Source organism: uncultured Sphingobacterium sp. (genome assembly GCF_964277905.1).
GTDB lineage: Bacteria > Bacteroidota > Bacteroidia > Sphingobacteriales > Sphingobacteriaceae > Sphingobacterium > Sphingobacterium siyangense.
Map to the genome: position 1 here is coordinate 204,030 of NZ_CAXYKD010000029.1, position 19,793 is coordinate 223,822.

Sequence of the window (19,793 nt, forward strand, 5' to 3'; positions counted from 1 at the left end):
CCAGTTAAGTTACACGATTATTTTTGCTTTTTCAAACACCTCATATACCTTCCATAAGGCACGAGGTACATGAAAGCATCCCTTCCATTTTCCGCCTTTGAGATCGAGCAATACCTCACCTCTTCGATTGAGATAGCCAAACCATTCACCATGTTCGGGGTCCCTAAAATGCGTCCAGGTATATTCATGAACCCGTTCGAACCAACGTTTAGCCTCTTCATTACCCGTCAGTACCCAAGCTTTCGCCATACATACCAGTGTTTCACAGTGCACCCACCATAACTTCTGGTCCCATTCCAGCTGCTGGGTCGGTTTACCCTGCGCATCCATAAAGTAGAATATACCTCCATATTTCTCATCCCATCCATGCTCCAACATACGAAGACCAATACGCATAGCTTTTTCAATCAACGCTGGTCGCTGCAATCTTTCTCCCAGATCCATCATAAACCACATGGCCTCTATCGCATGTCCCGGATTGAGCAATCTTCCTTCAAAACTATCCAGCAATGAACCATTGGGACTTACATTTTCAAAGACAAGCCCCTGCTCCTCTTTATAAAATACATCCATTACCTCCACCACGATATCCTCAATCAATTCCTGCACCAGGTTAGGTTCCAATAAATGCTCCAGTTCGATGGAGAGATTGCTCAAGATCATAGGCAAAGCAAAATTCTTTGATGGACGTGTCCCTGGAACAGCCTTATCGTATATGCCCTTGGTATGTGTTCGCCGTTTCAATATATTATGAAAGGTATCTTGCGCAATTTCCGCGTAACGCTGCTCCTGAGTTGCTGTATACAGGGCACCAAATCCCATGGCAGCAAAGCAATCGGAAAAAATATTATAGGGCTGCACAAGTGCCTTCCCTTGTCGATCAAGTGAAAAATACCAGTTCCCCTCTTCGTCACGTCCATGTTTTTCCATAAAGCTGGCACCATGAACTGCAATATCCAACCAGGATGACCGTGTTTCAATTTTGTTGTAAATACTCGAAAAGAGCCAAACTTGCCGCCCCTGCAGCCACATAAACTTATCCGTATCAAAAACTCCACCTCTTCTATCCAGACAGGTAAAATAGCCACCATACTCCTTATCGAGCGAATGCTCCGTCCAGAAAGGAAGAATATGATTAAATAATTCGTCTTTATAAATTGTACTATAATGATTCATATATAAATGAATTTGCTCTTTAAAGGCCATTTAAAATCTCTGGCCTACTCTTATCAATAATGCTATTTCTTGTTCTCTGACTTTTTCGAGATTGCTTTTGTCGTCATTTCGCGTGCTGTAAACACGCGATCCCTATCACCAATTGTGGTTCAGTGCATGTTCCCGGTACCGATTGTAAAGGTGTCCTGCCTGTAAATAAGCGGATTGTGGACTCATAAAGTGAGAAAATTCGAAAGTAATAGCCTTATCATAACCCGCCTTTGCTGCAGCTTCAAGTTTTAGCCTTAGTTTATCAAACTTGATCGGCAAGAATTTGATCGGCATATCCCGGTCAAAAGATTCGGCATTCGTCCAACAGGCCATACCATATTTATCAGCCAATTTCTTATTGACCTCAAAAAAATCGGGAAGCTCATCGTAATCAATGTGTCCATCCTGAAAGGCCACTGCGTCGACAGCACCTTGTATACCTTCAAAAATTTCGCCCCATTCCCGTTCGTGTTCCAATACCGAAACTGCATCGGCTTTACTAAGCTCGGGAGAAGCGGCAAGCACAGCTTTTTTCCCATCAATCCAGGGCGATATAAATGTCGGCAAGCCCCCACTGACGGTCTTGCACTGTAACCCAAGTGTACGAAAAGCATGAACCGCCCCTTTCGTTTTACGACTGATTTCCGTACTGATATACCATCCACCGAAGCTTTTATAATGCCCATATTTAGCCCAAACCTCTTCAATTACATATTGATTGGCATCGATTTCGTGACTCAGGTCTCCTGTCTCCCAATAAATACCGCTGTCATAAAGTCCAAAATAGAATTTCATCTCATACTTGTCTGCAAGCTGCAGATAAAGCTCTACAAGATCCAACGATGGTTTAAAACAGCCATATTTGTCCATCAGATAAGCCGATGGATAGGTTATAAATTTACGATAGCCACTGCGAATCATAATAACAGTGTCTATACCAATTGCCTTCATATATGCAAAATCCCGATCCCACTCTTCCGGACCCCAATTCTGGTGCGGAATATCGTGGGAAATCTCGTCAATAAATGTCCCTGTAATTCTCATAAATATTTCTTTTCTTTTAATAATTGCACCCATTTTATATAGGCACTGGGTATCAGATGCACACCATCAGCTGAGTAAATTGCGTTAAGTTTTCCCTCATTGTCCTGAAAAAGTGGGCAGAGGTCAACAAATGGAACATTTTCATCTGCTGCAAGCTGTCTTAGTTTTTCATTTAAGATCGGAACCAACACATTTCTACCTTTTGTATAAGGCTCTTTTGTTAGTTCTTCATTGATCGGCAAAGCACTCTGAAGATAGATAAGGGTCTTTGGTGAGATCTTTTTTATTCGTTTAATGATACGCTTGTAGTTATTGACCGACACTTCCTGCGGAAGCTTTCGGAATTGGTCATTAATGCCATCCATCAGAAAAATTGCCCGCGGACGTCCGCGCAACACCTCATCTATACGCGCAAGAATCCCAAACGAATTATCTCCGCCTATCCCCCTGTTCAGTACAGGATATCTTGAATCTGCAAGCAATTCCTGCCATTCTGCCCGTTCAGTAATACTATTTCCCAAAAACACGACTGCTCCTTTAATTGTTGGACTTTGTTCGAAATAGGCCATTCGTTGTTGATAATACCAGTTGGCGTAACTGCTATCTATTTTAGTCTCCTGAGCTGAGAGGGACTGGGAAAATACCGATAGATATATTCCAATTAGGAAGCAACCTTGGAAAACACGATACGCCTTAAAAAATTCCAATGATCTCATAATAGTTTTTGCTGTTTTAAATAATTGGCCCAAATTAAATAGGTGGCTTGCTTCAGATGTAAGCCATCAATTGTTAGCTCAGCTTTTAGTTCCCCTTTACCGTCCACCAATATCGGCTGTAAGTCTACAAAACGAATTTGATGTGCCGTACACAATTCTTTCAAAGCTTTGTTCAGTAGCACGATCTTGTCATTCCGAACCTCTTCATAGATTTTTGGCAGTAAAGATTCATTCACAGGTAGAAGTCCCTGCACAAAAAGCGCTGTATTTGGCGACTGCTTTTTAACCTGCTTTATTATCCTTTCTATATTCGTTGAAATAATGGAAAGCGGTATTCCTCTTTTCATGTCGTTCACCCCACAGAGCAGAAATATTTTTCGTGGTCTGGACGCTAATATCTCATCTAGTCGTGCTAAAATACCGTAAGTCACATCACCGCTAATCCCACGATTGATCACATGCTTCTGCTGGAGGATTTCTTGCCATTTTCCACCTTCGGTAATGCTATTGCCAAGGAAAACGATTTCGTCCTTCTGATTGGGCATCGCTTTAAAAAACTCAAGCCTTGCGCGATAATGCTGATTATCAAACGTAGAATCAATATCCTTTGATTGCGCTAAAGTCAATGCCGGTAAAAAAAAAGGCAACAATAAGGCCTTCCAGTTCCTATAAGAAAGTATGTTCATATGCATTAATTATTTTCGTCGGTATGCTCTTTTTCGGGTTTTCGCAGTGGCACCCACCAGGAAACCAAAAAGGCTGGAATGGTAGAAATCAACACCCAGATAAAAAATTCTTTATAGCCCAAATGATCACTCAGCCAGCCGCTTATCATCGAAGGAATCATAAATCCCAGATTAACAAGTCCACTTCCGAAAGCGTAGTGTGCCATCTTATATTTACCTGGGGCAATATTTTGCATGATAAAAAGAATAATTCCGATAAAGCCAAAACCATATCCAAAGTACTCGATGGCGACAGCAGCAGCTATGAGATAAAGGTTTGTCGGCAATGTGATCGCAAGAAATGCATAAGCTACAAATGGAACATTAAAAAAGGCACAAAGGATCATAAGTGTTCTCCGGTCTAAGCCCTTTTTGGATACAAAATGGCCTGCGACAATCGATCCCAACACAAAAGCTATGGCACCAAATACACCATAAAGCAATCCAATTTCCGAAGTACTGAGGCCCAGACCACCTTCGGTACGTTGCGCTTTAAAAAATAAGGGGGTGATCTTAATGGCCTGCCCTTCAGCAAAACGATAAAAGACAATAAAAAGTAAACTAAACCAAATATTCTTTTTCTGAAAAAAAGTTATGATAACGTCTTTAAGCGTATCCACTCCCTCCTTTAAAGAAGTGGATTTGGGTGCTTCATCGTGAGCAGGTAAAGCACGTATGCTGTACAATCCAATCCCCAACATAATAAATCCATAAGCAAACATCACCACCATCCACGCGGATTTAATGCCGATTTCCTGCTCCAATTGCCCCGCCAAATAAACGAGTACGCCGCCAGAAAAAACTTTGGCCACATTATAAAAGGCACCTTGCCAGCCGACATATTTTGCCTGTTGTTTTGCATTCAGTTCATTCAAATATACCCCGTCGGCTGCGGTATCATGTGTGGAACCACTGAATGCGATCAGTGTCAATAAGGCAATGGAGAAGCTAAAGAAATGATCCAACTGTAGCGTAAGACCAAGTAGACCAAAGAGTAGCCCCGTGAGTATCTGCGTGGTATAGACAAAAAATTTCTTGGTCTTATACAGCTCCAAAAAAGGCCCCCATAAGGGTTTTATTGTCCAGGGCAGCATAATCAATGAGGTCCAAAAAGCAATCTGTGCGTCCGATACCCCCAAATTTTTATACATAATGGAGCTCGCACCCGAAAGGGCAACAAAAGGTAGCCCCATGGCAAACCATGTTGTGGAGATCCAAAAAATAGGCGGAAGTGCCTTACGCCCTTTGCGAAGCTCCACCGTTTGTTCTAATAATTCATTCATTTTATGACTTCCAATAAAGTTTTAACCGGCTGCTCACGATCGTCAACAGCGCCACGATTCCGGTGAATAATACACCTCGCATCACTCCCCCAAAAACACCCTGTGCCCCCATCTGATCAAGAGCGCTCTGTAGTCCCGTAAGCGCCAATAGTGGGATCAACAATAGATTTCCTGCGGTATAGGCGACCATCGGATTTTTACCAACCAATGCTATACCTCGAAACAGCGGTTTTCCAAAAGCAAGATTCTCGATACAACACAGCATTGTTAGCGCATAACAGGCTAAGCCCGTACAGACAAAATAATAGCTGTATGTGGAATAATCCTTTTTTATTCCCCCCTCATACGCTTCGAAGATCAGTCCTAAAAAAAGCAGATAGCTTCCGAGTACGGCTATTTTTGCCCGTAGTGTCAGTACTTCGCCCTTCCGAAAAACACCTGAACAGAAGCATAGCGAAAAGATCAACATCAGGGTAAGTCCGATATTGATATCGAGATAGCGCATGTAGAGATTGAAGACATTCAGCCCAATTAGAAGTGCACAGAGCAAGCCTTGTAATGCCAGTTGAGACCGCTGCATCCCGGGTTTGTCGACCAACGACGTATCAGCAATAATCCACTCGCCGACAACTGTAGCCGGAAGGATAATAAAGAGGTATTTGAGGTAATAAAATTGATAAAGCCAAGTCGCAGGGCTGAGTTTGTAGATAAATTCGTTGATACTACCGACTTCTTTGGATCCCAAAAAAACGCCCATAATAAATGGTAAAATCGCTATACGTAACCAGATGGATTTTGCCGTCAGCCACCACCACAGCGTTCCAAACAAAGCCATATTGGCCAGTACCAGAATAATAATATCTGTCTTCTGGAGGGTAAATCTATCCGTTTGTGCATACAATAGATATAGCATCCCAACAGATAGCAACAGGGCCACTACGTGAACAAGTCTCGCGGTCCGCATCGGCAAATAGGACTTTAAATCGGCATAGAGTGCAAAGAGCAGGACAAACCCCACGATTGACAAGAGATACTGCGACGCAGCAGGCTCTCCACTCATAACCCAAGCGCGCATATAAAAAGAAAATAAGGCGAAAAAGAATAAGGCAACAAAACGCTTAAAAATTGCACCCACGATAGGTAAAGCGTTTAGGTTAGCCACTTTTTTCCGCATAGCCAATGGGATGGCCGCCCCCATCGTAAAAAGGAAAATCGGAAAAACCAGATCTACCCAGGTTATACCTGCTATACTGGGATCAAATACATGTTTGGGCGGTGGCACCTGTGCATGGTACATCCAAGCAGGAAGGTTTCCAAATGAAATGCTCGATGAAAGCACCATTAAAAGGATCGCAATTCCCCGCAGAGCATCCAAACTATCGTTTCGCTGCTGTGGGGTCGCTGTAGAATTTGGTAAAATTGGTATCATCTCGTTTTTCTATGCGTTCGGAAATCAATTTTTTGTTGCTATAAATTGGCCAGTAAAATCCACCGGCCGTTCAAACGGCTTTAGGATAAGATCCAACACAACTGCCACTTGAGCCCTTGTTAACACTTGATTTTCTTTTGCTGCAATGACGGACCAGATTTTATCTTTATTCAAACTGGGGTCGACCTGGAGCAATAGAGCCGCAAAAAATTCTGCTGTGACATCGGCACCCGAGCCAGCGACTTTATCGGCCGATGGATAATAACTACGCATACCATCGATCAGATCTACTTCACTTATGCGGTGTTCGGGATAGAACCAAGTCTGATTGGCCCATTTGTAGGGCACCCCTTTTCCTTTAAGAATCCCGGTTGCTCCAATACGTTGGATTGCCTGAAACCGGCTATCTTTTGGATCAACATCGATAAAGGGCATGAGATAGGCATGATTGTCCAAAAGTACTTGCTGGACTTCCCTTAATGAAAGATCTTTGGGAGCAACACCTTGTTTTGCAGACAGCGCTGCCAGTACTCCAGCAGCTTGACCAATACCCAATACAACTGGCTGAAGGCGGGTGGCCCCAGCCACAATATTGCTCACACTGATGCTTTTTTCAGCAACAATAAAATCCGCTATTTTATCAGGAATCAAACTCCCAAGGGGTACATTGTAAGATGGTACCCGAATCTTAACAAAATCAATTTTGGGAGCATCCGGGTTCTTCAGGTGATGATGATCGATGGTATAATCGCCTACTATCCCACCTGTGCGGTACAAAGGCAGCTCCTGCTGATAAGGACTCTGCACATAAGGCAATGTAAGCTGTACCAAGCCTTTAGCACGTCTAGACTCGCGATGGTAAGCAATAAAGGGAAGTTTATCGGCCGTATCATATTCATCATCGGCAAGCCCCAAGTTTTTAAAACCAAGCTGATTTTGAAGATGATATACAAAACGTAAGGTATGATCTTTCGCCTTTTGCAATTCCACCGTCCTCGTCTTTGGCGACATTTCAATAATATTCAGGTAGATATCATTTCCGTCTTTAGGCCAGTTTATCATGTATTTTCCATTCGGCAATTTGCCATAGGTAATCATTTGATCACAATTGATGATAGGCGTATTGCTGTGTGAAGCAGGATCTTTAACATCGCAGGCATGTTCAAACTCTTTAGGATCATAACCTTGAGGTTTCTTTAGCAATCTCTTTGGATCGGCACCATAGTCTTTCAGGATAGCGACATAAGTAAGGTCTTGAATTATTGAATTGGCCTTTTCGGGAGCAAATTCTTCTTTCGTATCGTAGCGGCTATCCATACCGATGCTGTAAGCAACACCCGCACGCGGCAAGAGATCCCCCAATTCCGTCGCATCGACTAAAATAGAAGCGTTTACGGTTTTCTTTTTTCCTTCCTGCTCAATGGTAACAGTCCAGCCTTTAGGCTGTTTTTTCAGGTCCAAAAGGGTACTTTTATACCAAACGGCAATATTTTTTTCGGCTCCAACCATCTTTTTTAGCAAGCGGTTACCGACCGAAGGCTCAAATAGCGTATTGCTTACCCAGCCTGTTTCCACTGCCTTTGGACCACCATAATAGGCATAAAGTTCTGCCCTAAATTCGCCCCATATTCCCGAAGGCATACGATGGTTACCATCAATAGCGGAGACCCCAGCGGCAGTGAGCATACCACCCAACCAGCTTGTCTCTTCCACCACAAGGACCTTACTTCCCAAACGGGCAGCTTGCAAAGCCGCAGAAACACCACTTGCGCCCCCTCCCACAATCAAGACATCGTATGAAGCAACAGCCTGCCCCTGCGAGGAGAGTGTGACAGAAATCAATAAAATAGAAAAAAAAGATTTAAACCAATTCATATGAAGTTAATTGCAGTAAATAATTAAAAAATACGCGCCAAATACCGGTTTAAGAACCAGGGATACACTATTTTGTTGCCGGACTAAGGGATCAGTATAAGGTGAATAAAACATATAGGTTATCGATTAATGGATCAGACGATTAAAATAAGCGAAATGAACCGGAATGGTTTTGGCCCAGTAGCCAGAGGTATGTGCGCCGGGCTGCGCAATATAAGTGGCTTTGATCTTGAGTACATCACAACTATCCCGAAGGGACTTATTGGCCCCATATAGATAATCTTCAGTACCACAATCAAAAATAAATGTCTTTTCACTCCCAGCGATCTTATGGACATTATGGATGACACTAAAACGATCGAATAATGGATTTTGATCGCTGTACTGACCTAAATGTTGGGCTAGACTTGTCTTCTTGAAAGCCGAATGTCTCAGATTGACAACTCCCGAACTGCTACCAGCACTTTTAAAAAATGATGGATAGTTAAAAAAGAGCGAAAGTGCACCATGCCCCCCCATACTTACACCCGTAATAAATGAGTTGTCCCGATCTGTATGATATTTGCCCTGTATGTATGGCATTAATTCCCCTGTCAGGAACCGACCAAATTGTGCTCCGCCTTTTTGTGGACTGTCTAAAAACCAACTCGTCCGAAGACCGTCGGGGCATACCACCACAAAGCCATATTGATCGCTCAATGCCTGAAAATCGACAAATTTTGAAAGACTTTTATAATTTGCCCCATGACTATGCAGCACATACACGACAGGTAAGGCACGGTTGTCCGGCTTCATCTTGGGTATATAAACGTAGCCGGAATCTACTCCAGAAAGATGAGCAGACTGTAACGTATAAAGCTCTTGTCCTTTGGCCAACATTGTGCCAACAGCACATAAAAGGCATATGATTAAACGCATGGATATAATTGAGTCAGTCTTTAGATTTATAGTGAAGCTAAATTAATAATAAAATTTATAATAAAAAAAGTATTTAATAATTTTTTTTATTTAATAAGGTTGGATTACGTTATTTTATAAAGAACTATATAAAACCGTAATTTTTCCAATAGTGAAATGAACATCCAATAAGATTTTGGCATAAAAAAAGCACCGGAGTTTTCCGGTGCTTTTTTTAGTTCAGAAGTTCAATAAAGACAAGTGAGTTAATTATTTTATGCTGTAGGTTACGTTTGCCATAGTCAACCAAGGCGAGGTAAATCGTATATTAATTGTATCGCCCGATTTGCCCAAAGCCTGAACATACACGATCATTTTTCCATGATAGACGCGCTGTTTATTATCGGTATAGTCGCCCATATCTGCATTGTTCCCTGCTTCCATACCCAGTAATCGTGCATGTCCAGCAATATCACAGGTGATTTCATCTTCCGAAAGGACTACAGGAAGTCCCTTTTTATCCACCACTTGCAAGGCAACCTGCAAAATGCCACCGCTCTCAATCGCTTTCCCTCCTATCACCGTCGCCTGGATCGCCGCCGGACGTTCACTGGATTCGATAGTGTGCCGAACTACTTCTTTTTTATTCGTGTCCAGACCAACAACCTCTAGTTTACCAGTTGCATAGGGAATATCCCAAAAGATGATACCTGTCTTCTCATCGTAATTTCTCTCTTCGCCAACAACTTTACCATTGAGTTCCAATCGCGCCTGAGGGCTATTGGTATAACAGACCACCCTGATTTGCTGCCCCTCCTGATAGTTCCAAATTGGCCAGGCATCCATGGAGGGCGCTTCATTTTTCCGTTGCCCCTGTTCGGATTCCAATGCAGACCAGACATCGGTAGTCGTTGCTCCGCCCTTCAATGGATAGGTTCCCAAATAAGCCATTGGTTTATCGGACCACAGCGATTGGCGGTAATAACCCCTCGGTTTGATAAAACCTGCAAAATCCAGCAGTCCCGAATAAAATCCACGTGAAGGCCAACGCCCCGACTCTCCGAGATAGTCAATACCTGTCCACAAGAACTGGCCAAATATATGCTTGTTGTCACGCACCGCAAGCCATGCTGGAAGATCATGTCGATTTTCACTTCCAAAAATAACGCGTGCTGGATAACGCTGATGATCCAGTTGATAACGACTTTCGGTATAATTGTACCCTGCAATATCAAGTGCCCCCGGATAGGCTGTTTCGTTGGACATAGCCACACCTGCAAGCCCTGCTGTAACAGCTCTGCTTTTATCATATTTTTTTACTGTAGCAACCAGTTTTTGGGCAATATCCCCAAGACGCATCGCATCTGGTGCATCCTTTTTGTATCCGCCATACGAAGCCTGTGTAAAACCACCCTCCTTCTTCTCGCCGTTAAGGACAGGATGTGAATAAGGGTCATTTGGATAATCCACTTCATTCCCTATACTCCAGGCGAAAATCGAGAGGTGATTGCGATCCCGTTTGACCATATCTGCAAGATCCTGCTCGCCCCAGCTTTCAAAAAAGTCATACGATCCCTCAAAACCGGGCGTTCCGACATTCCAGCCCTGCAGCCATTTCCGTTTTGGAAATTCCCATTCATCAAATGCCTCATCCATAACCAACAGCCCCAACTCGTCACATAAGGTGTAAAGCGAGGATGCTTGCGGATTATGACTGGTTCGAATGGCATTGACACCCAAAGATTTTAATGTCTGCAGCCGCCGACGCCATACCTCGGTATACATTTCAGCACCCAGCACACCGGCATCGTGATGTAGGCATACGCCTTTGACTTTCATCCATTCGCCGTTTAAAGCAAAGCCCTTGTTTGGATCAAATGTAAAAGTTCGGAAGCCCGTTTTGATTGCCGACTGATCAATTTGCTTTCCATTTTGCAATACGCTTGTCCGCAAGGTATATTGATCGGGTTGATCCAAGCTCCACAATTTAGGGTTTGCAACCGTCAACTGCTGCTGTATCGTCGCTTTAGCGGCAGCATCAACCTTCACTTTCTCCGATTTATTAGCGACAACCTTCCCTGCGGCATCAATCAACTCCTGCACAACGGTAACCGCACTGCCGTTGGACGTACTATTGACAACGGTCACTTCGGTATTTAACATTCCTTTCCCTTGCTTTAGCTCGGGATAGGCATATACTCCCCATTGATCGATATGCAAGGGATTGGCCTTTACAAGCCAAACGTCACGATAAATGCCCGATCCCGTGTACCATCTTGAATCGGCACTTTTACTGTGATCGACCTTAACAGCGATGGTATTTTCTTTTCCAAACTCAATATATGACGTGATATCATAAGAAAAGGATATATAGCCGTTGGGGCGTTTTCCAACAGATTTACCATTGATAAACACCTCGCTTCGGTTGTATACGCCCTCAAAATAGATAAATATTTTTTTGCCCTGATCTTCCATAGGTATCGGGAGCTGTTTTTGATACCAGCCAATACCGCCCGGTAAATAGCCTGTCGCGCTGGCTAAACTTGGACTGAGGGGGTATTTTACGCCCCAATCATGGGGCAAACGGACCTGCTGCCAGGCTCCACGCTTCGTTTCTGCGCTGGCCTGCCCCTGGATATCACCCAAATGGAAACGCCAGTCTGAATTGATCGCTTCGGCCTCACCAAATCCAGCCTGTGCGTATAGGCCACTGATGCCCATACCAATAGAAACAGCTAAGACGGATAGTTTTTTTATGAGATTATTCATTTTACTTTTTTGCATTAGGTTCAAGTGATTAAAGCGTTGGAACAACAGGCAACACATTGCCCTGATCATCAAAATACAAACGATCCATGCATACCTCCCGGTTAAATCCTGCTGCGTCGCCCATATCAATACCTTTGGGATAATTGAATCGATGGTAAACAATATACCATTCGTCTTTATCGGGAATCTGCAAAATCGAATTATGCCCAGTGCCATAGATCCCTTTCGCAGGATCTTTTTGTAAGACTAAATTATTAGCCGGAACAGTGATCGGTCCATCAGGGGAAGTTGCAGTTCCATAGCGTACCCGATAATTTTCACTGCGGGTATCGTCTTCTGACCAAAAGAAATAATAGCGTCCTTTACGGTAGACAACATAGGCACCTTCGCGGAATGTCTTATCCGGAGTGAGTACCTTGACTGTATTTTTTTTGATCGAAACCATATCTTTGTTGAGTTCAGCAACAGCCAGATAGCCATTTCCCCAATACAGATAGCTTTTTCCCGATTTCGGATCGTTAAACACCGCCGGATCAATCTCCTGCCCGCCATTGACACCCTCAGGCTTAAAATCGATCAGCGGTTTTCCCGCGTCCTTAAAAGGCCCGGTAGGTAAATCAGCCACCGCAACACCGATCTTTTGCGCTGCTGTAAAATAATAATAGTACTTGTAATCGTTCTTGACTTTCTTTTCCGTAATTGTAGGTGCCCATGCATTTCGAGGTCCCCAGGCAACATCTTTTTTCAGGTCCAAAATCACCCCTTCATCTTTCCACTGATTGAGATCGGAAGACGAGAAGGTCTTGAAATAATAGCCCCCCCAGCCATCAAAACCATCACTCGTTGGATAGATATAGTATTTTTTTGTTTTATTGGAATAGAGTACATCCGGATCGGCATAAAAGCCATCCAAAACTGGATTCTTTCGAAATGCGAATTCCATATCTTTGGGTTTCCCCCATTTGGAGGTCAAATCCAAAAGTTCTTGTCTTGAAATAGGAATAATGGTCCCATGACGTGGATGGAAATCCATGTCAATTTGATGGTCGATTACTTTAAAACGATCAAGGTCTTCGGAGATGCAGAATTGGTATTTCCCTTTACCATAGACATCATACATAAGGATATATTTATCCGACTGATTGAGTTTAAAGACACTGGATCCTTCCACAGCATCATTGGTCTGCTGTTTATAACCCGGTTGTTCAATCCATTTTCCCGAAGTCAGTGAATCGGTTATCGCCAGCTTAATGCCATTTCCATGTCCTTCAGTTTTGTAAAAAAGGTAGAACAAGCCATTCTTTGCAATAATATCGCCATCGATACAGGATTTACCATTTTTTGGAAGAAACAGCACTTTAGGTTCGGCTTCAAAATCCGTAAACTCCTTATTAGCATAAGCATAGTAGATGATATCCGGACCATTTCCGTGCTGCATGGACCAGTACACCATGTATTTACCGACCGAAGGGTCATATATAGTCTGTGGTGCCCATACTCTTTTCAACGCTTCCTGACCTTTGAAACGCTGCTGGATATCGATTGCTTGTTGAGACCAATGCACAAGGTCTTCGGATTTTAGCAGGATCAAACCCCGATTAGAATCCCAGCCTTTGGAGGAGGTCATGTCGGTGAGCACCATATAAAATGTTTTCCCATCTTCGCCACGGAGAATATGGGGGTCACGTACACCGCCAGTCTTGCTGATCACCTTCGAATCCAGAATAGGCTGGTTTTCATTTAAGGCTCTGTAGGTATAGCCATCTGTGCTGATCGCAAAACAAACAGCCTCATCTGCGACAGCATTACCTTTGAAATAGGCAAATAAATAACCTGCAAAATCTTTGTCCGTAGGTCCGCTGCGATAAGCCTGAGCAAAAACACCGCATGTAGCATGTATTAAAAATAAGGTAACTAAGATTGAAATTTTGTTTTTTTTCATGAAGGTTTAGTAGAATAAATAAGCATTAGACCATTTTTTTTGCATCTTTAAAAGCCACGGGATATAATCCCGTGGCTTCGTAATCCGGCAATTTTACTTGCCATCAGCACCTATTTTAAAGCTATTTTTTGAACTGCCGTATAGTAATACTCTCCAGATACCGTAGCTTTCACCCCTATTCGGGCAAACACATAATCGAGGTTTTTCAGGTTGTCCGGCAATTCACCGACGATACTTGTCGGTTGACCAAAAGCAACATTAGCCAAATTGGCATCCACACGTAGCTCGCGTTGTACCTGATCTGTTAAAACAGATTTACCGAGGTAAAGTCGCACAAACTCCAAATTTGCCGTACCTACTATTCTATTAACCGTAAAGTTAGCAGTAATACTGTTATTATTTTTTTGAAAAGACTCGTTTGTCACCGTGAAATAGGGTGTTACAGGCACATCAATTGTCGTATTGCCATTCACTTGCACCAATACCGTATCTGTTGCCTGTTGTAGCCATGGTGAATCTCCTTTCCGCACCAATTTGTATTCACCATCAAAAAGACTAACAGAAAAAGAGCCGTCCTGATCAAAATATACGGGTATTGCTGAGCGAAGCGGATACCCATCCTGCCATAATTCCAATTGAGGCCCATTATTCCGAACGCCAATCGCCTTTCCTTCATAAACAACGCGTCCCGAGAGCGTTGATTTTGGGGCTTCAAAATTATCATATTTGCAACCTACAACGAGTAGGCTTGCAAAAGCTACCAATAAGCTTAAAAATTTTATTTTCATGGTACAACTAGATTAATGGAATGGATTTCTAACTATTTTAGGGTTTTTATTAATGACATCCTGACTAATGGACGCATAATAATTGGCCATACGGAAAAAGCGTGCCTTTCTGAAACGCGCAGGTCTTACCCGTTCATAGATGTACTTACCGTCATCGGCATGCCCTGGACGCACGACACGATAAGCATATAGTCCATATACAACAGCGTTGGAATCATTTTCCGATCCGTCCCACACCAAATGTGCAATACGCCATCTTTTAAGATCATAGTAACGATGATCTTCGAAAGCAAGTTCGACACGGCGTTCGTTCCGGATAATATCCATTGTTAGGTTACTAACGCTATTGGCCGGAAATCCTGCTCTTTCGCGTAATTTATTGACGTAAGTTCTTGCGTCCACGGTCTGTCCCAGCTCAAATGCAGCTTCTGACGCGTTGAGATAAATTTCACCAAGACGAAACCACGGCCACCAGTTAGCAGCTGATGTACCGCGTGTACTGGCTGCCGGCGCATCACTGACAAATTTACGGATATAGAAGCCGGTGTTGCTGACGTCCTGTGCGTCATAAAGCGGTCCATCAAAGCCGGTCCACAAACCACCACTCGCATAATTCTGTCCCAGTTGTGGCGCTGCTGTAAACTGGTAAGCTCCATTCGTCCCCCAAGTTGCCACTCCAGCTTGAATACTCACAGCACGTCCCCGAAAGGAAGTTCCCGGATAAATCACAGTCCCAAACAAACGAGCATCTTTATTCGCAAAAATATCGTTAATATTTTGGTAGGCTACGTAATTTCCTGCGCCGTTTTTATCATGTAGTGTACCTTTGCTACCGTCTAGATAATCAAAACTTTCTACAAGACTCAATGAAGGAGAAATCGTCGATGACGACTCATTGTCTTCGGTCAGACTTCTGACGATATTGTCATAAGCAAAGCGGTGAACTTTTAAACTCGTGACAAAATCCTTGGCAAAGATGACTTCAGCACCAGTTTTCTTATTGAGCATATCATAAAAATTGGCACCTTTATCGGCATTCTCATTATAAAGCGCATAGGGGCCATTCATAATTTCCTTGGAAGCAGCCAGTGACTTGGTATAATACCCCGTCGCCATATTGGCTGGAATCCCCACCTCTCCTCCAGAAGTCGTTATCGGTGAGGCCATTAGATTATTATATTTCGCGATGGATGCCGCATAAAGCATTGCCCGGCTTTCCAAAGCTAATGCTGTATACTTGTTGGCTCTGGTCTTACTGGCATTATAGACGGCAAGATCTTCCTTGATCTCTTCCAATTCTTTGTAAATAAAATCGTATACTTCATACTCCTTGGCACGTGCCACCTGCAATGGTGTTGGATCACCGCTAAAGTCATAGATGAGCTGGGTTGTAACGATCGGAACCCCACCCATGCGTTTGACGAGCTCAAAGTAAACGAAAGCGCGGATGAAGCGTATTTCGGCTTTATACTGCTTGCGTTGTGCATCAGACAATTGTGTACTGAACTGATCAATATTTTCGAGAGAAAGGTTCAGATCCCGAATCAGTCCATAATCCCAATAGCGACCGTAATCGTCACCAAACTGATAATCATTACGCCAGTTTTGATCGCGATGTCCCGACCACATGGCATCATCCAATTCGGTCATTCCTCCTGTATTGAAAACACCATGTAGCGTTGGCATTCTGTCGTAATAATTGGCGACGAGTGAAGTCAACAGTTTCGGGTCATTCCAAAGCTGTGCATCGGTAATCAATGATTTTGAATCCCGGTCAAACCAATCGTCGTGATTGCAGCTGCTCAACGAGGACAAGGTCAATAAAGCAACTCCTATATATGTAAGTTTAAATCGTAGTTTCATGTTAAAAAGTCATATTAAATCCAACCATAAATACCCTTTGCTGTGGATATACTACTGCTGCTCTCGCTTCGATCTCAGGATCAATCTGGTAGTCTTTGACATTGTCAAACGAAATCAAGTTTGAGGCATTGATATAGAACCGTATTTTTTCGGCCTTTATCTTTTGAATCCATGCTTTTGGTAGATTGTATCCAACCTCCAGGTTGCGAACACGCAGGTAACGTACATTGGTCAACCAAAAATCACTATTTCGACTGTTGGGACCTGAGTTGCCATTACGAATCGCAGGGTAGCGTCCCGGAATCCATTCACTGTTTGGATCATAAGGGTCTTTGCGATGCCATCTATCTTCAAGTAGATAGGCTGGAGAATTACCCCCACCATGGAAGGCATTACGTAACTCATAATCCTGAAACCAGGATTGCACCGCACCGCCGGCCAGATCAATATTTAAGTTGATGCCTTTCCAGTCGAGTCCTATCCGACCACCGAAGCTCATCATCGGTGCCCAACCCGTCGGATAACCGATCGGACGCTGATCCATATCATTGATAACCCCATCGCCGTTTACATCTTTATAAATCAGATCACCAGGAAGTTGCGTCCTATTGTTCTGACCATCATTATTGATCGGATGGTTGCGGATCTCTTCTTCCGACTGAAATCGTCCAACTACTTGGTATCCCCACCATACTCCACCCCAGCGGTCTTCAATCGAGTTACGGTATTCATTCCACGAATTACTGAAACGAGGCTTATAGGTTTCTAGGTCACGATAACGTGAAAAAGTCATATTCCCACTGACAACATAGTTAAGCTCACCGACCTTATCGGTATAGGTAATGATACCTTCGGCTCCATAATAGCCGTTCTTACCAAGGTTTTCATTGGGAAGATCGTAACCGATTTCGGCTGGTAATAAGACATCGTACCGTTTGCCAGGATATCCAGTACGGATAATTTTAAAGATATCGGCCGTCAATGTCAGCTTATTTTTCAGCAGTGTCGCATCGATACCCATGTTATAATTGGTATTTTTAACCCAGGAGAGGTTGCGAACTGGTAAACCTCTAGGCTGTACCCCGGGCACATAGGCTCCGTCTAAGACAGCACTTCCAGCCGCCCAATTATATCCGGCAAGGTAATCGTGCATTCCCACGCCCTCTTCAAGTCCTGTTTGTCCGATCGAACCACGGATTTTAAGGTCACTCACCACAGATTTTAAGGGTTTAAAGAACCCTTCATCCGAAATACGCCAACCTACCGATGCTCCTGGAAACAATCCCCAGCGTTTACCTTCATAATATTTAAAGGAACCATCATAACGGCCCAGTACCTCCAGAAGATACTTGCCCTTGTAGTTGTAATTGATACGGCCAATATATCCAGCCCGAGCCTCGTAAGCCCATTCATCGGCCAAACTATTGAGCTCCGACAGTCTTAACAACGGAATATAATTGTTTGAAGGATTTGCGCCCAATGCCTTATACGTCCGGTCCCAATCTGAACGCTCATAGCCTAACATTCCCGCGAAAGTGTGATCGCCGATCTGCTTGTTATAATCGATCTGGAACTGTGCAAAGCGAGAAACAATCTCCCTCGTGGTATCGTAACGCCAGCCAGCATCACTTCCACCAGTACGCTTATAGGCATTATTTTCGTACCGATATACATCATAGGTATATTGGAAGCCTTCAAATTTATTGTTGGTATAATTGTAAGAAACAGTTCCTTTTGCCGACAAACCAAAATTTGTCTTATAGGCCGCAAAGAGATTCACATTTCCAGCAAGGTATTTATTGTCTTTATAGCCGGCAATATCGCGACTAAAGAGAGCCGGGTTATAGGGAAAATCATTGGTATGATTGATATATTCCGGATTGTCATTTGCGTAGGGACCTACAGTCGGTCTATTTTTCATAATAGCCAAAATAGACGAGAAGTATCCATCCCCACCTGGTAAGCCAACATCCTGTGTTCCTTCATGTCTTCCTGAAATCTGCGTCCCGACAGTAAGTCCTTTGAGTACCTCAGCTTCCATATTGGCTTGGAAATTGGTTCGCTTATAATTGAAATCCTTGATCATTGCATCCTGATTGAGGTGGCCCAATGACAGGAAGTAATTGGACTTTTCATTTCCACCGGTGACATTGGCATTGATGTATCGCTGTGGAATATTCTTACGGATCACCATGTCATAATAATCATAGCCTTGGTAGCCGGGCTCTGTCCCTGCCTGCCATTTCGCCAACTCTTCAGGCGTATATACCGTCTTCGGGTCGCGGTTTTCATTCTGTGCGGCCTCAACTAATCCACGTGTGTATTGTTTAGCGTTCGCCATGGTCGGAAAACGTGTCAAATTTTGCCAGCCTTGGTAGCCATTAATATTAATTTTTGCACTTTCTCCTTTTGCACCTTTTTTGGTGGTAATCAATACAACACCTCTGGAAGCACGGAATCCATATACTGCTGCGGCGGCATCTTTCAAAATAGAGATACTCTCAATATCTTCGAGATTCAGCGAATTAAAGATATCTGCGCCGGAGCCATTCTGTGTACCAACCCAATCAGTACCTTCCTGACCTCCATAAGCAACACCATCAATTACATATAAAGGCGAACCCATATTCCGGATTTCGATCGCTGCACCACGACCTGGACGCGCGTCTTTGGCACGCACTGAGATCCCCTGCACCTTTCCTGCCAAAGCTCCAGCAGTCGTCGTCGATGACGACCGTACAATATCCTCCGATTTAATATTGCTTACCGCCCCTGTAATATTACGTTTGGACTGTTTACCATAACCGACAACGACGACATCCTCTAATACATTTTCATCTGCCTCGAGCTGGATTTTTAAATTTGTTGTTCCATCCAATGGAACTCGACGAGTCTTATACCCAACAAATGACACGACGAGCGTTCCTTTGTTAGCATTCAGCTCAAATTTCCCCGATTTGTCTGTTGAGGTTCCCTTCCCCCCTTCTAGGAGGAGTACACTCGCACCAACGATAGGCTCGTTTGCTTTGTTGAAAACTTGTCCCGTAACCTTCTCCTGCGCATACAGCAATGTTGGCATCACGCTCAACATGGTGTAAAAAGAAGCAATCTTTAAGTTTTTCATAAATTTCAATACGAATTAAACAGTAAATAATACAATCTAGCCGGACAAGACAATATGATGGTAAACTACGGTCTACTTTGGTTATTTCTTTTGCATCGTTGCCACCCCTACCTAGATTTATAATTGGATTAA

13 protein-coding genes are annotated in these 19,793 nt (G+C 43.4%); all 13 read right to left on the reverse strand.

Annotation, left to right across the window (positions count from 1 at the left end; all coding sequences use genetic code 11):
* Positions 1-9: 9 nt before the first annotated feature.
* Positions 10-1,176 (reverse strand): AGE family epimerase/isomerase, encoded by a 1,167-nt coding sequence (locus ACHWSC_RS13540; protein WP_120332922.1) that lies wholly within the window; start codon positions 1,174-1,176, stop codon positions 10-12.
* A 135-nt stretch (positions 1,177-1,311) separates the two neighbouring features.
* Positions 1,312-2,250, reverse strand: coding sequence for a DUF4434 domain-containing protein (locus ACHWSC_RS13545; RefSeq protein WP_120332480.1), 939 nt, complete (start codon positions 2,248-2,250; stop codon positions 1,312-1,314).
* A complete protein-coding gene (locus ACHWSC_RS13550; RefSeq protein WP_394677111.1) occupies positions 2,247-2,966 on the reverse strand; it encodes a GDSL-type esterase/lipase family protein in 720 nt (239 codons plus the stop codon). Before ACHWSC_RS13550 ends, ACHWSC_RS13545 begins: the two co-directional genes overlap by 4 nt.
* A complete protein-coding gene (locus ACHWSC_RS13555; RefSeq protein WP_394677112.1) occupies positions 2,963-3,652 on the reverse strand; it encodes a GDSL-type esterase/lipase family protein in 690 nt (229 codons plus the stop codon). Before ACHWSC_RS13555 ends, ACHWSC_RS13550 begins: the two co-directional genes overlap by 4 nt.
* 5 nt (positions 3,653-3,657) lie before the next feature.
* Entirely contained in the window at positions 3,658-4,974 is a 1,317-nt protein-coding gene (locus tag ACHWSC_RS13560; protein ID WP_394677113.1) for an MFS transporter, read from the reverse strand.
* A gap of 1 nt (position 4,975) precedes the next feature.
* Positions 4,976-6,403: a DUF5009 domain-containing protein gene (locus ACHWSC_RS13565; protein ID WP_394677114.1), complete on the reverse strand. Its 1,428-nt coding sequence runs from the start codon at positions 6,401-6,403 to the stop codon at positions 4,976-4,978.
* A gap of 24 nt (positions 6,404-6,427) precedes the next feature.
* Positions 6,428-8,278: an FAD-dependent oxidoreductase gene (locus ACHWSC_RS13570; RefSeq protein ID WP_394677115.1), complete on the reverse strand. Its 1,851-nt coding sequence runs from the start codon at positions 8,276-8,278 to the stop codon at positions 6,428-6,430.
* Between the two features lie 126 nt (positions 8,279-8,404).
* Positions 8,405-9,196, reverse strand: coding sequence for an alpha/beta hydrolase (locus tag ACHWSC_RS13575; protein ID WP_394677116.1), 792 nt, complete (start codon positions 9,194-9,196; stop codon positions 8,405-8,407).
* Between the two features lie 249 nt (positions 9,197-9,445).
* Complete coding sequence (locus ACHWSC_RS13580) at positions 9,446-11,944, reverse strand: sugar-binding domain-containing protein (RefSeq protein WP_394677117.1); 2,499 nt, start codon at positions 11,942-11,944, stop codon at positions 9,446-9,448.
* 28 nt (positions 11,945-11,972) lie between these two features.
* Positions 11,973-13,886 carry a family 43 glycosylhydrolase gene (locus ACHWSC_RS13585; protein WP_394677118.1) on the reverse strand — a complete coding sequence of 638 codons (1,914 nt, stop codon included), beginning with the start codon at positions 13,884-13,886 and terminating at the stop codon, positions 11,973-11,975.
* 110 nt (positions 13,887-13,996) lie between these two features.
* A complete protein-coding gene (locus ACHWSC_RS13590; protein WP_394677119.1) occupies positions 13,997-14,674 on the reverse strand; it encodes a DUF3823 domain-containing protein in 678 nt (225 codons plus the stop codon).
* Between the two features lie 12 nt (positions 14,675-14,686).
* Positions 14,687-16,537 (reverse strand): RagB/SusD family nutrient uptake outer membrane protein, encoded by a 1,851-nt coding sequence (locus tag ACHWSC_RS13595; RefSeq protein ID WP_394677120.1) that lies wholly within the window; start codon positions 16,535-16,537, stop codon positions 14,687-14,689.
* Position 16,538: 1 nt separating this feature from the next.
* Positions 16,539-19,661, reverse strand: a complete 3,123-nt coding sequence (locus tag ACHWSC_RS13600) for a SusC/RagA family TonB-linked outer membrane protein (RefSeq protein WP_394677121.1) — start codon at positions 19,659-19,661, stop codon at positions 16,539-16,541.
* Positions 19,662-19,793: the final 132 nt, after the last annotated feature.

Excerpts from the sequence above, each read along its gene's own strand:
- ACHWSC_RS13540 (WP_120332922.1), bottom strand. The coding sequence starts at position 1,176 with ATGAATCATTATAGTACAATTTATAAAGACGAATTATTTAATCATATT.
- ACHWSC_RS13545 (WP_120332480.1), bottom strand. The coding sequence starts at position 2,250 with ATGAGAATTACAGGGACATTTATTGACGAGATTTCCCACGATATTCCG.
- ACHWSC_RS13550 (WP_394677111.1), bottom strand. The coding sequence starts at position 2,966 with ATGAGATCATTGGAATTTTTTAAGGCGTATCGTGTTTTCCAAGGTTGC.
- ACHWSC_RS13555 (WP_394677112.1), bottom strand. The coding sequence starts at position 3,652 with ATGAACATACTTTCTTATAGGAACTGGAAGGCCTTATTGTTGCCTTTT.
- ACHWSC_RS13560 (WP_394677113.1), bottom strand. The coding sequence starts at position 4,974 with ATGAATGAATTATTAGAACAAACGGTGGAGCTTCGCAAAGGGCGTAAG.
- ACHWSC_RS13565 (WP_394677114.1), bottom strand. The coding sequence starts at position 6,403 with ATGATACCAATTTTACCAAATTCTACAGCGACCCCACAGCAGCGAAAC.
- ACHWSC_RS13570 (WP_394677115.1), bottom strand. The coding sequence starts at position 8,278 with ATGAATTGGTTTAAATCTTTTTTTTCTATTTTATTGATTTCTGTCACA.
- ACHWSC_RS13575 (WP_394677116.1), bottom strand. The coding sequence starts at position 9,196 with ATGCGTTTAATCATATGCCTTTTATGTGCTGTTGGCACAATGTTGGCC.
- ACHWSC_RS13580 (WP_394677117.1), bottom strand. The coding sequence starts at position 11,944 with ATGAATAATCTCATAAAAAAACTATCCGTCTTAGCTGTTTCTATTGGT.
- ACHWSC_RS13585 (WP_394677118.1), bottom strand. The coding sequence starts at position 13,886 with ATGAAAAAAAACAAAATTTCAATCTTAGTTACCTTATTTTTAATACAT.
- ACHWSC_RS13590 (WP_394677119.1), bottom strand. The coding sequence starts at position 14,674 with ATGAAAATAAAATTTTTAAGCTTATTGGTAGCTTTTGCAAGCCTACTC.
- ACHWSC_RS13595 (WP_394677120.1), bottom strand. The coding sequence starts at position 16,537 with ATGAAACTACGATTTAAACTTACATATATAGGAGTTGCTTTATTGACC.
- ACHWSC_RS13600 (WP_394677121.1), bottom strand. The coding sequence starts at position 19,661 with ATGAAAAACTTAAAGATTGCTTCTTTTTACACCATGTTGAGCGTGATG.